Source organism: Arthrobacter sp. FB24, assembly GCF_000196235.1.
GTDB lineage: Bacteria > Actinomycetota > Actinomycetes > Actinomycetales > Micrococcaceae > Arthrobacter.
This window is the reverse complement of the sequence record NC_008541.1, coordinates 99,446-112,319: the sequence shown is the minus strand read 5'-3', so window position 1 is coordinate 112,319 and position 12,874 is coordinate 99,446. Positions and strand designations below refer to the sequence as shown.

Genomic DNA, 12,874 nt, shown 5'->3' with positions numbered 1-12,874 from the left:
GCGCGCTCCTGATTACGCCGAAGGGCCCTTCTCCAAGGGGACGCCGGCTTTTCCGGCATCCTCGAACCTCGCGTCCAGGTGCACCACGTCCCTGCCTGCACGCTGCAGCAGGCTGGCCGCCACCCCGGCGCGGTAGCCGGTTCCGCAGTGGACCCACAGCTTCCCGGCCGGCACTTCGTCCATGCGGGTGAGGAGCTGGTGGACGGGAACGTTGACGGCTCCGGCCACGTGGGAGGCGGCGAACTCGTCCGTCCGCCGTACATCGAGGACCGTGTCACCGTCGGCGCGGCCGGCCAGCAGGCCGTCCCAGCCGACGCGCGGGTAGGAGTCGACGGCGGCGTCCGGCGCCAGTGCGCCCGGTTCGGTTCCGACGGCGGCATCCGGCGAATCGATGCCGATGCGGGAGAGATCGCGGATGGCTTTTTCGACGTCGTCCCGCGAGCCGACGAGGGTGAGCTTCTCATCCCACGGCAGGACCCAGCCCAGGTAGGTGGTGAAGTTGGAGCCGCTGCCGTATTCGAAGCTGACACTGCACTTGAGGTGGTTGCTGGCAAACGCCACGCGGCGGCGGAGGTCGACCACCCATTCGCCGTCTTCCAGGCGGCGGGTGAGCTCAGCAGGGTCCACCGATTCCGGGACCGCGAGGTCCGCGGGACCCGGGCCCTTGGCGTTCATGGCCCCCATGTGCGCGTAGTACGCCGGGTACGCGGAGAGGTTGGCGATGAGTTCCTGGACGAAGTGGTCCTCGTCCGGATCTGTCAGGGCGTGGTTCGCGGTGAGCTGCTCACCGACAGTGGAGGAACCGGAGCGGGTGGCCGGCCCGGACGAACAGAACGACCCGAAGCCGTGGGTGGGGAAGAGCGCTGCGTCATGCCGGGCCTCGGCCACGAGGCGGCGCACGGACGCGTATTGGTCGTGGGTCAGGCCGACGGTGTCGGACGGAGCCACGAGGTCCGTCCGGCCGACTGATCCGTAGAGCAGGCTGCCGCCGGAGAAGACCGCCTGCTTGTCGCCGTCGTCCACGATGAATGACAGGTGCGTGTGGGTGTGGCCCGGAGTGGCCACGGCCCTGACGGTCAGCGTGCCCACGCGGACGGTCTGGCCGTCGGTGATGGCTTCGCGCTCGAACTGGACCGGGTCCGCGGCGTTGACCAGGTAGGTCGCAGCATGGGACTTTGCCAGTTCCAGGCCGCCGGTGACGTAATCGTTGTGCAAATGCGTTTCGGCGACGTGGGTGATGGTCACCCCCGCTTCGCGGGCGGCGGCCTCCACGCGGTCCGTGTCCCGCTGCGGGTCGATGACGAGGCCCACCGTGCCGTCGTGGACCAGGTAACTTCGGTCCCCCAGTTGCGGGGTTTCGATGACAACAACGTCCATGGCATCCTCCTCGGGCGGTGGCGGCGGCTTCCGCACCCTAGGAAAACCATACCCCTAGGGGTATGGCGCGGCAAGGGGGGTCAGGCCTTCAGCCACGGCTTTCGTGCTGGTAGACGTCGGGGATGCCGTCCTGGTCCGAGTCGACCTTCTCGAGTTCCTCCGCGCGGCGGTACTGGCGGTTCCTGGCCCGCAGCACCACGGTGGCCAGGATTGCGGCGAGCAGCGATGCGGCCAGGATGCCCACCTTGGCGTGGTCATCGTGCAGGCTGCCGTGGCCGAAGCTGAGTTCCGCGACGAGCAGGGACACGGTGAAGCCGATTCCGGCCAGCAGCGAGACGCCAAAAACATCGATCCACTTGAAGGATCCGTCCAGCCGCGCCCTGGTGGCTTTGGTGAGGATCCAGGTGGTGCCCATGATGCCGATCGGCTTGCCGAGGACGAGCGCCATGATGATGCCGATGGCCACGGGGTCAGCCAGGGCGGAACCCAGGCCTTCCCAGCCGCCTACGGCCACACCGGCGGAGAAGAAGGCGAAGATGGGAACGGCCACGCCGGCGGAAATGGGACGGAACCGGTGTTCGAAGATCTCCGCGAGGCCGGGGCCTGCTTCGGGACCCCCGCTGGCCTTGGACCGAAGGACCGGCACGGCGAATCCGAGCAGGACACCGGCCACCGTGGCGTGGATGCCGGAGGCGTGCACCAGTGCCCAGGTGACGATGCCGAGCGGCAGCAGGATGGCCCAGGCAGCCATGAAGTGGGCACCGAAGAAGCGGCGGTACCTCTGGGCCAGGAAGGCGTACAGGGCAAGCGGGATGAGGGCGAGCAGCAGCGGGGCCGCCTGGATGTCGCTGGAGTAGAAGAACGCGATGATGCTGATGGCGATGAGGTCGTCCACCACCGCCAGGGTGAGCAGGAAGATGCGCAGGGCGCTGGGCAGGTGCGAGCCGATGATGGCCAGCACCGCGACGGCGAACGCGATGTCCGTTGCGGTGGGGATGGCCCAGCCGCGCAGGGTTTCCGGGCTGTAGATGTTCACGGCGGCGTAGATCAACGCGGGAACAAGCACGCCGCCGGCCGCGGCCGCCACGGGCACGATCGATTTGTTGAGCTGGCGGAGGTCGCCTGCCACGAACTCACGCTTCAGTTCGAGGCCAACCAGGAAGAAGAAGATGGCCAGCAGTCCGTCGGCTGCCCAGGCGCCCAGGCTCAGCTCGAGATGCCAGGGTTCGTAGCCGATTTTGTAGTCCCGCAAGGCGAAGTAGCTGTCGGAGACCGGCGAGTTTGCCCAGATCAGGGCGATGACGGCAGCGGCCACCAGGAGGGCGCCGCCGACTGTTTCCTTGCGCAGGATCTCACCGATGCGCAGCGATTCGGCGTAACTGCCGTAGCCAAGGACGGTGCGTGGTTTGGCGTCGGGGGCGGGCGTGGGTGCGGGGCTCATGAAGCGTCCTAAACGTTGAGTCGACAAAATCATGCCGACCAGACTTCCCGGCGCACCTTGGACCAGTCTAGGCGACAGACTCCGCCGCCGGGTAAACACGCCGGGCGGACGCCGGGCCTGCGGAGCCGCCGGGGCCTCCGTTCAGCCCAGGAGTTCCTGCACCAGGTCCCGGCACTTGCGGTAGGCCGGCGCCTTGGGGTCAATCAGGGAAAAGTGGTCGCCGGGCACGTTCAGCAGCTGCACGGGCGCACCCGCGGCCTTGGCCGCGCCGGCGTAGGTCAGGGATTGGCTTGCGGGAACATCGTCGTCGTCGCTGCCGTGGACCGCGTAAACGGGGACACCCAGCGGGACCGCGCTCATCGGGTCAACAAATTTGTGCCGTTTCGGGTACTTCGCTGACGAACCGCCCAGCAGGTTGCTGACCGCGCCGTTGCTGAGGTTCAGCTTTTCGGCCTCGGCCAGGTTCAGGAGTCCGGCCTGGCTGACCACCCCGGTAAGGTGCACGGCACCGTCGTCGTTCTTCCGCTGCAGCTGGCGGTCAGCGTCCGGCGCGCCGAGCTGCCCCAGGCGGGAACGGCCAGCCGCCCAGACTGCAAGGTGCCCGCCGGCCGAGTGGCCCAGCGCCACCACTCTTTCGAGGCCTAGCCCGTGCATCGCGGCAACGTCCCGGAGCTTGTCGATGCCCGCCAGGACGTCCTCGAAAGTGTGCGGCCAGCCCCCGCCGTTGCCGGCACGCCGGTACTCCAGGTTCCAGGCCGGCATTCCGTGCATGGCGAGGTCCCTGGCCAGCGGTTCGCCCAGTTCGGCGCCGTACTGCGAGCGCCAGTACCCGCCGTGGATGACCACCACCACGCCCCGGGTTCCAGGTGCGTCCGGCAGGAAGAGTTCGCCCCACTGGCTGGGGTCATCGCCGTATTGGTACTTATGCCGCTTCACTGCGTCCTCCTTCGGGCCCGACGAACAGGAAGCGGACAGTGCCCCCAGTGTCACCGCTGCGGCAGCGCCCAGCCCCTGTGGAAAGAAGGGTCCGACGCCGCACATCAGCCATGTGCCGAGCCTACCTTGGGTGCCGGACAGCTTTGCGCCAGCTGGGTCGACGGCGTCGCCGTGCACCGTGCGCCGGCGCTACGGGCCGGTCCGCCGCGAGGGTGTTAACCGCCCGGCTGTCGCGGGCCGCCCGTAAGCTGGAACCATGGCTACCAACTGGGACCGCCTGGACGCAGGCCTGCGCGAATCCGTGCAGGAAAACGTGGAGCTCTACGAACGGGTCCGCCCTGCCCTGAAGCTGGTCACCCGGGAAGTCCTGCTCACGCTGCGCAGCATGCTCAAGGACACCGAGGTGACGCCCCTGTTTGTCACCGGCCGCACCAAAACGGTGGAGTCCTTTAAGGAAAAGATTTCCCGCACGGAGAAGCCGCTGGAACCGGGCGGGCCGCCCGTACTGAAGTTCCCCGACCCGTTCCGGACCCTCAATGACATGGTGGGCGTCCGGGTGATCACCAAGCTGCCGGCGGAGAACGCGGTGGTGGCAAACCTGATCAAACGCCAGCGCCAGCTCTTTGACTGCCGCGGCGACCGGGAGAAGGACATCGGCTCCATTGAGTCCGGAACGTACGGCTACTCCAGCCGGCACCTGATCCTGCGGACCATCCAGAACGAAGCCGTCAAGGATTACCAGAAGGTGTTCAACCCGGACCTCCAGCCCAACGGCAGCTACTTTTTCGAATGCCAGATCCGCACGGTCTTTGCCCACGCGTGGAGCGAGATCGAGCATGATATCCGCTTCAAGGCCGAGGATCCCCGCGCCTGGACTCCGCACTTTGACCGGCAGTTCACCGCCACGGCGGCAATGCTGGAAACAGTGGAGGGCGCCTTCGCGGACCTGCACGAACGCTATGAGGAAGTCCGCGGCTACTGGGACACGGACGGCGAAGGCGCTGCGCAGCTCACCCCGAACCGGATCCGTGACGTCTGGCGGACACTTCTTCCGCACGTTGACCGTAAAGTGGATGATGACTGGGGCTGGGCAGCTGAACTCATGGCCGCCCATGGCCTCAACCAGACCGTGCAGCTGGCAGAGCTCCTTAGCGCCAACCGGATCACCGAAGTCCGCAAAGCCCTGGACCACAGGTATTCCCCCGGGCCCGACCGGCTGCTGGATGACCTGCTGCTGTGGCAGTACGGCACCAAACACATCGACCTCACCGCAGAGGCGCCCGACGCCGTGCCGCACCCCCGGCGCGACAGCCTCCTGCGGCGGCTGAAGCAGATCGAGCGCTACCGCCAGACCAAGCTCTAGGACATCATGAAGCCCGAACAACTCCAATCCGTCCGGGCTACGCTCCGTTCCCCGCGCCGGCTCAAGACGGAAGCCCTCGCCGGACTGGTGGTGGCGCTGGCGCTCATCCCGGAGGCGATTGCGTTCTCCGTCATTGCAGGCGTTGATCCCCGGATCGGGCTGTTCGCGTCCTTCACCATGGCCGTCACGATTTCCTTCGTGGGCGGCCGGCCCGCCATGATCTCCGCGGCCACCGGCGCGGTGGCCCTGGTGATCGCACCGCTGATGCGGAGCCACGGCCTGGACTACCTGATCGCCGCAGTGATCCTGGCGGGGGCCTTCCAGATCCTCCTGGCGCTCCTGGGCGTCACCAGGCTCATGCGCTTCATTCCGCGGTCAGTGATGGTGGGGTTCGTTAACGCGCTGGCCATCCTGGTGTTCATGGCTCAGCTGCCCGAGCTGATCAACGTGCCGTGGCTGGTCTACCCGCTCGTGGCCGTTGGCCTGGTGATCGTGATTGGACTCCCGCGGCTCACGTCAGCAGTACCGTCCCCGCTCGTGGCGATCGTGGCCCTGACGCTGTTTGCGGTGCTCGCCAAGATCGACGTTCCCGCCGTCCAGGACAAGGGCCAGCTTCCGGAAAGCCTGCCCACCCTTTTCATTCCCAACGTGCCGCTGACGCTGGAAACCTTCCAGATCCTCGCCCCCTTCGCGCTGTCCATGGCGCTTGTGGGCCTGCTCGAATCCCTGATGACGGCGAAGCTTGTCGACGACATCACGGACACCCGCTCGAACAAGACCCGCGAGTCCTGGGGCCAGGGCGTGGCGAACATCGTCACCGGCTTCCTGGGCGGCATGGGCGGCTGCGCCGTGATCGGCCAGACCATGATCAACGTCAAGGGATCCGGCGCCCGGAGCAGGGTCTCTACGTTCCTGGCCGGCGTCTTCCTGCTGGTCCTGGTGGTGGCGCTGGGCGACGTTGTGGGCCTGATACCCATGGCAGCGCTCGTGGCCGTGATGATCTTCGTCTCCGCCATCACGTTCGACTGGCACTCCATCGCCCTGAAGACGCTCAGGCGGATGCCCAAATCCGAAACAGCCGTCATGTTGATCACGGTGGGCACCGTGGTGGCCACCCACAACCTGGCCATCGGAGTAGGCGTCGGCGTCCTGGCGGCCATGGCCATGTTTGCCCGGCGGGTGGCGCATTTCGCCACGGTTGAACGGACGGAGATCGAGCTCAATGGCGAGACCGTGGCAACGTACACCGTGGACGGAGAGCTCTTCTTCGCCTCCTCCAACGACCTCTACACCCAGTTCGAGTACGCCCGCGATGCCGCACCCACGGTGGACCGCGTCATCATCGATTTGCATGCCTCGCACCTGTGGGACGCATCCACGATCGCCGTCCTGGACGCTGTCACCGAGAAGTACCGCAGGCACGGCCGTGAAGTGGAGCTGATCGGCCTGAACTCCGCGAGCACCCAGATGCGTGAGCGGCTCGCCGGAAAGCTCAACGCCGGGCACTGACGGACCAACAAAACGTTGTGTTGTTTGTGTGACAAGAATTGTCATCTAGGCTGGCAAGGGAGCAGCCTGCGACCACCTGGCAGGCGCACCACCTTGGGGGAGGTCCAGCATGGCAGGAAAATTTGAACTCGTCGCCGCCGAACAGGGCGGCGTCCGAATCCGGCTCGTCAACGGCGCAGGCAACATTCTTGCCGTCTCAGGGATCTACCGGGACAGCGCTGCGGCCGCTTCCGGCGTCACAGAGATTCGCGAGCACGCGGCCACCGCGCACATCGCAGATTACAGCGGCCCGCCGGCGCAATAGAGCGGCGCCACGGGGTGCCCGGTAGCGGGCCAGACAGTGGTGCCGACGCGACATAAATGTCAGACGTCTGTTCACGAATTGGCCGGATCAAGGGTCGGAGTGTGAGCATTATTGGATGCTTGAGGCAACCAAATCCCACGAACACCCCAAAGCCGGCGCCGATGCTGATGCCGCACCGCTGAATCCGGCACTGGCGGCAGAGGCCAAAATCGCGCGAATCGCGGTCACCGTCTTTCCGCTGCTGGTGGTGGCTGCCGGCATTGCCGGTTTCCTGCTGCCGGGCGCCTTCAAGCCGATGGCCCCCGGCGTCCCGTACTTGCTGGGCGTCATCATGTTCTGCATGGGCCTGACGCTCACCCCGCCGGACTTCGCGTCCGTGGTCAAGCGGCCCTGGGCCGTGGTTCTGGGCATCGTGGCCCACTACGTGATCATGCCGGGCGCCGGCTGGCTGATTGCCGTGGCGCTCAACCTCCCGCCCGAGCTGGCCGTGGGCCTCATTCTGGTGGGCTGCGCGCCGTCCGGGACCGCCTCCAATGTGATGGCCTTCCTGGCCAAGGGGGACGTTGCCCTCTCGGTGGCCGTGGCCTCGGTCTCCACGCTGATCGCCCCGATCGTCACTCCCCTGCTGGTCCTATTCCTGGCCGGATCCTTCCTGCAGATCGACGCCGGAGCGATGGTCGTGGACATCGTCAAGACCGTCCTCCTCCCGGTGATTGCAGGCCTGCTGGCACGGCTGTTCCTCAAGAAGCTCGTCGCGAAGGTGCTTCCGGCACTCCCCTGGGCCTCCGCCGTCGTGATTTCCCTGATTGTGGCGATCGTGGTGGCTGGCAGCGCCAGCAAGATCGTGGCCGCCGGCGGCATCGTGTTCCTCGCCGTTGTGCTGCACAACGGCTTTGGCCTGGGCCTCGGATACCTCGCCGGCAAGCTCGGCAGGCTGGATGACAAGGCCCGCCGCGCGCTGGCCTTTGAAGTCGAAATGCAGAACTCCGGGCTGGCCGCCACACTGGCCACCGCGCACTTCAGTCCGCTGGCCGCACTGCCCTCGGCGGTGTTCTCGCTATGGCACAACATCTCGGGCGCGATTGTGGCCGCATGGCTGGCCCGGCGCCCGCTGACTGATGCCCCTGGCCGCGATGCCCAGGTTCATAGCGCAGCCGCCCGGGACGCCTGAGCACTCAGTTCCGGTGGTGCTCGATCAGCCAGCCGGCCATCTGCTGGGCCCGCTTTGACGCCAGGAAGTCCCCCTCGGTGGCCGAGATGATCGAGCCCTTCATCAGGATGTGCCAGGACCGGGCGAATTCTTCGGTGCGACTCAGCCCGGCTTCCTCCGCCAGGGCCTGGATGTGGCCGCGGATCCTGGTGAGGTAGCCGATGCTCGCCTTCCCCAGTGGATGGTCGGGACCCATCTCCAGCAGAACATTGATGAACGTGCAGGCCTCGAAGTCGTCGCGGTGGAACCAGTCACCGAACACGTCGAAAATCGCGAGCAGCCTCTCCTCGGGAGTGGTGCCGCGGCGGCGGGCTTCGGAGACGATGAGGTCCACGGTCCACACCTGGTCACGGAGCGCCAGGAAGGCCAGGACCAGGGCATCCTTTGACGGGAAGTGCCGGTAGAACGTCGCCTTGGCTACGCCGGAGCGGCTGATGAGTTCATTGGTTCCGACATCGCGGATCCCGCGGCGGGAAAACAGCTCGTAAGCGGTGGCAAGAATGCGGTCCACGGGGTCATCGCGGCCCGCCATTGCCTGGGCGGGCAGCAGGGTGGAACGGTTGGCGTCGTCGGCAGTCATCGTAGAAGGAATTTTACATGGAGCCCTGTTGACGCCTCCCCGCAGGTCCGTGGACGCCGATTGTTCCGGGCCTGCGTCCGGCAGGCCCGCGGTGGAGTGCCTGCCCGCGGTGGAGTGCCTGAACGAAACCGTCCAGCAGTGCGGGGTCCTTGGCGTTGTTGGCCAGGGCCACGAGCTCTGTTGCGGTCCTGGCCAGCTTGATGTTGCTGTGCTGGCTGTGGGCGACGAGCAGCTTGAACGCCTCCTCCGATCCGATGCGCAGGGCACCCATCAGGATGCCTTTGGCCTGCTCTATGGTGCTGCGGCTGGCGTTGGCCGCTGTAACGGCCGCCCTGGCGAACTGCTCCGTCTCGCGCTGCAGCATCTTGGTGAGGTCTATCACGAAGGCGTCAATGTGGCTCAGCCTGCCCGCCTGGTCAAGCACGCCCTCGCCCGTCGTCAGGATCCTGTGCTCGCGCAGGCGCGCGTCAATGAGCCTGTCGTAGCTGAAGAAACTTCCCCCGGCGTTCCGGATTCGGGTCAATATCTCCAAGCCGCGGCTTCGGTCGTCGGGATGCTTGTGCGAGAGCAGCAGGTCCAAGGTGGGTACGATCTCGCCGCGCCGGTATCCGTGAATATGGAAAAGCTCCTCGGACCAGTCGAGCTTGCCGGTCACCGCGTCATACCTGAACGTCCCGGCGATGCATTCCCCGGCGGCGAGGAGACTGGAGTGCGCCTGCGGGACCTTCCGCGCGGTCACGGGGCTCACCACGCAGGGAAATCTGCGACGGCGGCCGGCCGCCTGAGCGATTCAGTGACAAAGCCCATGCCTGCGTACTCGCGCACCGCGGCGATCCCGGCTACTGCGGCCCGCTTGTCGGGGAACGGCCTCGACAGCGCCATGACCGTGCCGTCGGGTGCTGTCAGTTGAAATCTGAAGGAAGTGTCTGAGTCGGCGAATAGTTCGAACATGCCTGCCATTGAGCCCTCCTGAAACCCGGAGTCATGCCACTCCCGGTGACGCCATTGTCAGCGGAAGCAGCCTGAATCCATCTCCGGGTAGCCGGCCGCTTCTGAACAGCCGGTTCGAATTGATGAATTCATGAAATTCTGAACTACCCAACGCATCCGCGCAAGTGGCGCCCACGGACTAAATCCAGCGATCATCCCAAACCGGCCGGGGCTACGATATACATGCACTTCACGCCAACTGGCCGTGGGGGCGAGACAGACTTTTCTGTCTGGCATAAGCTGTATTCCTTGAACAAGCGTTATGGTTATCGCCCGGCTGTGGACGGAGGAAGGGAAGCCCGATGAAGGACGAGTTGCCCACAGGTCTGGTCCTGAGTGATGTAAAGGCCGAACTTTTCAAGTCCATGGGACACCCTGTACGGATCCAGGTCCTGGAGATGCTCGCCGACGGCCCCGTAGCCGTCAGCCGCCTGCGGGACGACACCGGCCTGGAGCCCTCGAACCTCTCCCAGCACCTTGGCGTGCTCCGCCGCCAGCGCCTGGTCATCCCTTCGCGCCAGGACGGCCGGCTGTTTTACGAGCTGTCCTGCCCCGAAGTGAGCAGCCTCCTCCTCTCGGCGCGCTCCCTGCTAGGCACTGTCCTGCAGTCGACCCGGCTGACACTGAAGTCCGTGGACGTGCCCGCGAAGGAAGCGGTGGGCCACTAGCCTCCCGGCAACTCGCACGGGGCGGCGCCTTAGGGTTGTCTGCAGATTCCCTTCGGTATCCGTGTGAGGATGAAGCTGTGAGCCCCGTTCCCAAGCGTGCCGGTGTGTTGTTCGATTCCGGCCGGATGTACTACGGCAGGCTGCCCCGGGCCATCATCGGTGGCAGCGCCTTACTGTTAGCAGGAATCCTGCTGGCAATCTTCATTACCGACGCGCTGCAGTCGGAACCCGTGGCATGGACTTCCATTGCATGCGCCCTCATCCTGATCACTTTCCTGGCGTTCGGCTTCTCCAGGATTCAAGTCCTCGAAAATGAAGTGCGGTTGCGCTGGTTTCCGTTCTACCGCCGCAGGATTCCCATTGCGGCGATCCGGCGGGCCGCCCCGGCAACAGTCCACGGCCTGCGTTACGGATTCGGGCTGCGGTTCGGCGCCTTCGGGCTGGGAATCATCCAGGATACGGGGCCTGCCGTCCAGCTCGACGCCGGGCGGGGATATTTGCTGAGCCTTGGGTCAGCGGACCGCCAGGCACGGTTCCTCGCAGCGCTGGCGGCTGCGGGCGTCAACGTCCAGCGCTTCTAACACCGGGTGCATTCTGCCCGCAGGTGTGTTCACGACGCGGGCGACCTACCCCTTTTCAACCCACTGGGCGCGCCATACCGGCGCTTCGAATGCCTCGCTCAGCGGCCCGCACCACGGCATTTGGGCCCTCGCGCGAGCCGCGGAATTCACCTAGCCGATCAGCGCGAGCACCGCCCCGACACTGACCACGCCGCCGGCCTCGGCGCGGATGCCTGTCACCGTTCCGTCGCGGTGCGCCGTCACCTGCGTTTCCATCTTCATGGCTTCAAGAACGACGACGGCGTCCCCCGCCGACACTTCGGCGCCCGGCTCCACGAGCCACTTCACGACGGTTCCGGCCATGTCAGCGCGCAGCTCGCCGGGGTCGGCTGCGGAACCTGCGGCAGCACCGCCGTCGGACGCTCCATCCAGCGAGACGCCTGCGGGGAGGGCTCCGCCCGAGCGTGCCCAGCCGTCCAGCAGGTCAGCGGGCAGCCCGACTGCCAGGCGGCGGCCGTCCAGTTCGACGGTGATGGTGCGGCGTTCGCCCTCGGGGGCGGTGGTGCTGTAGCCCGGATCCGCCGGGATGCGGTCCGCGAAGTCCGTTTCGATCCAGCGGGTGTGGATGCCCAGCCCGGTCTCGGAGGTGAAGTCCGGCGATTGGAGCACCGCGCGGTGGAACGGCAGCACCGTGGCCACGCCGGTGATCTCGATTTCGGCCAACGCGCGGCGTGCCCGGCGCAGCGCCTGCTGCCGGTCCGCTCCGGTGACGATCAGCTTGGCAAGGAGCGAATCGAACTGCGGTGCGACGAAGGATCCGGCGCGGACGCCGGTGTCCAGGCGGATGCCCGGGCCGGTGGGGGCGTGGAAGTCGGCGATGGTCCCGGGCGAGGGCAGGAAGCCGCGCCCCACGTCCTCGGCGTTGAGCCGGAATTCGAAGGAGTGGCCGCGGGGTTCGGGGTCCGCGGTGATGCGCAGCGCCTCGCCGTCAGCGATCCGGAACTGCTCCTGGACCAGGTCGATCCCCGTGGTTTCCTCGGTGATGGGGTGCTCCACCTGCAGCCGGGTGTTCACTTCCAGGAAGGCCACGGTGCCGTCCGCGGCAACCAGGAATTCCACCGTGCCGGCGCCGGAATAGCCGGCTTCCCGGCAGACCGCCTTCGCCGCGCTGCAGATCTGCTGCCGCTGATCGTCGCTGAGGAACGGTGCAGGTGCCTCTTCCACGAGCTTCTGGTGCCGACGCTGCAGGGAGCAGTCGCGGGTCCCGACTACTACGACGTTGCCGTGGGTGTCGGCCAGGACCTGGGCCTCGACGTGCCGCGGACGGTCCAGGTAGCGTTCCACGAAACATTCGCCGCGGCCGAAGGCTGCCACCGCTTCGCGGACTGCGGAGTCGAAGGATTCCTCGATCTCGTCCATGTTCCGGACCACCTTGAGGCCGCGGCCGCCGCCGCCGAAGGCCGCCTTGATGGCGATGGGCAAACCGTGCTGTTCCGCGAAGGCTCGGGCCTCCGCCGCCGAATCCACGGGACCGTCACTGCCGGCCACGAGGGGGGCGCCGGCGCGGACGGCGATTTCGCGGGCGGTGATCTTGTTGCCGAGCTGCCGGATGGCTTCCGGCGCCGGGCCGATCCAGGCCAGCCCGGCATCCAGCACTGCCTGCGCGAAATCGGCGTTCTCGGACAGGAAGCCGTAGCCGGGGTGGACGGCGTCCGCACCTGACCTGGCAGCCACCTCGAGCAGCTTGGGGATGTTCAGGTAGGTATCCGCCGGGGAGTTGCCGTCCAGGCTGAAGGCTTCGCTGGCAGCACCCACGTGCATGGCATCGGCGTCGATATCCGCGTACACGGCGACGGATTCCAGCTGGGCGTCGTCGCATGCTCGGGCAATCCGGACGGCGATCTCACCACGGTTGGCAATCAGGACCTTGCGCATC

13 protein-coding genes are annotated in these 12,874 nt (G+C 66.5%); 6 read left to right on the top strand and 7 right to left on the bottom strand.

The genetic code is table 11. From position 1 onward, the window contains the following. Positions 1-12: 12 nt before the first annotated feature. From ARTH_RS00575 to ARTH_RS00565, 3 genes are all read right to left on the bottom strand, one after another. Complete coding sequence (locus ARTH_RS00575; RefSeq protein WP_011689979.1) at positions 13-1,377, bottom strand: MBL fold metallo-hydrolase; 1,365 nt, start codon at positions 1,375-1,377, stop codon at positions 13-15. An 88-nt stretch (positions 1,378-1,465) separates the two neighbouring features. Then, complete coding sequence (nhaA, locus tag ARTH_RS00570; RefSeq protein ID WP_043429206.1) at positions 1,466-2,818, bottom strand: Na+/H+ antiporter NhaA; 1,353 nt, start codon at positions 2,816-2,818, stop codon at positions 1,466-1,468. A gap of 141 nt (positions 2,819-2,959) precedes the next feature. Then, entirely contained in the window at positions 2,960-3,754 is a 795-nt protein-coding gene (locus ARTH_RS00565; RefSeq protein ID WP_043429204.1) for an alpha/beta hydrolase, read from the bottom strand. A 256-nt stretch (positions 3,755-4,010) separates the two neighbouring features. Here ARTH_RS00565 and ARTH_RS00560 point away from each other — a divergent pair, with 256 nt between their 5' ends. The 4 genes from ARTH_RS00560 to ARTH_RS00545 all read left to right on the top strand — a co-directional run bounded on the left by ARTH_RS00560 (position 4,011) and on the right by ARTH_RS00545 (position 8,101). Next, entirely contained in the window at positions 4,011-5,117 is a 1,107-nt protein-coding gene (locus ARTH_RS00560) for a GTP pyrophosphokinase (protein WP_011689976.1), read from the top strand. Positions 5,118-5,123: 6 nt separating this feature from the next. Next, positions 5,124-6,626, top strand: a complete 1,503-nt coding sequence (locus tag ARTH_RS00555) for a SulP family inorganic anion transporter (RefSeq protein WP_011689975.1) — start codon at positions 5,124-5,126, stop codon at positions 6,624-6,626. A 109-nt stretch (positions 6,627-6,735) separates the two neighbouring features. Then, on the top strand, positions 6,736-6,930 hold the full coding sequence (locus ARTH_RS00550; RefSeq protein ID WP_011689974.1) for a YegP family protein: 195 nt from the start codon (positions 6,736-6,738) through the stop codon (positions 6,928-6,930). 115 nt (positions 6,931-7,045) lie between these two features. Beyond that, positions 7,046-8,101 carry a bile acid:sodium symporter family protein gene (locus tag ARTH_RS00545; RefSeq protein WP_011689973.1) on the top strand — a complete coding sequence of 352 codons (1,056 nt, stop codon included), beginning with the start codon at positions 7,046-7,048 and terminating at the stop codon, positions 8,099-8,101. A 4-nt stretch (positions 8,102-8,105) separates the two neighbouring features. Here the strand turns inward: ARTH_RS00545 and ARTH_RS00540 are convergent, their stop codons facing one another. The 3 genes from ARTH_RS00540 to ARTH_RS00530 are packed head-to-tail and all read right to left on the bottom strand — an operon-like array spanning position 8,106 to position 9,680. Continuing rightward, the gene (locus tag ARTH_RS00540; protein ID WP_011689972.1) at positions 8,106-8,720 is read right to left on the bottom strand and encodes a TetR/AcrR family transcriptional regulator; all 615 of its coding nucleotides are present in this window, start codon (positions 8,718-8,720) and stop codon (positions 8,106-8,108) included. Between the two features lie 13 nt (positions 8,721-8,733). Further along, on the bottom strand, positions 8,734-9,471 hold the full coding sequence (locus ARTH_RS00535) for a PAS and ANTAR domain-containing protein (protein ID WP_232223564.1): 738 nt from the start codon (positions 9,469-9,471) through the stop codon (positions 8,734-8,736). Then, on the bottom strand, positions 9,465-9,680 hold the full coding sequence (locus tag ARTH_RS00530; protein ID WP_011689970.1) for a YegP family protein: 216 nt from the start codon (positions 9,678-9,680) through the stop codon (positions 9,465-9,467). Before ARTH_RS00530 ends, ARTH_RS00535 begins: the two co-directional genes overlap by 7 nt. Before the next feature lie 332 nt (positions 9,681-10,012). Between ARTH_RS00530 and ARTH_RS00525 the strand changes: the two genes are divergently transcribed. After that, a complete protein-coding gene (locus ARTH_RS00525) occupies positions 10,013-10,378 on the top strand; it encodes an ArsR/SmtB family transcription factor (protein WP_011689969.1) in 366 nt (121 codons plus the stop codon). 77 nt (positions 10,379-10,455) lie between these two features. After that, positions 10,456-10,959 carry a hypothetical protein gene (locus tag ARTH_RS00520; protein ID WP_011689968.1) on the top strand — a complete coding sequence of 168 codons (504 nt, stop codon included), beginning with the start codon at positions 10,456-10,458 and terminating at the stop codon, positions 10,957-10,959. 150 nt (positions 10,960-11,109) lie between these two features. On the opposite strand, the gene ARTH_RS00515 is transcribed toward ARTH_RS00520, so the two are convergent. Continuing rightward, positions 11,110-12,873: an acetyl/propionyl/methylcrotonyl-CoA carboxylase subunit alpha gene (locus ARTH_RS00515; RefSeq protein WP_011689967.1), complete on the bottom strand. Its 1,764-nt coding sequence runs from the start codon at positions 12,871-12,873 to the stop codon at positions 11,110-11,112. Position 12,874 lies beyond the last annotated feature (1 nt).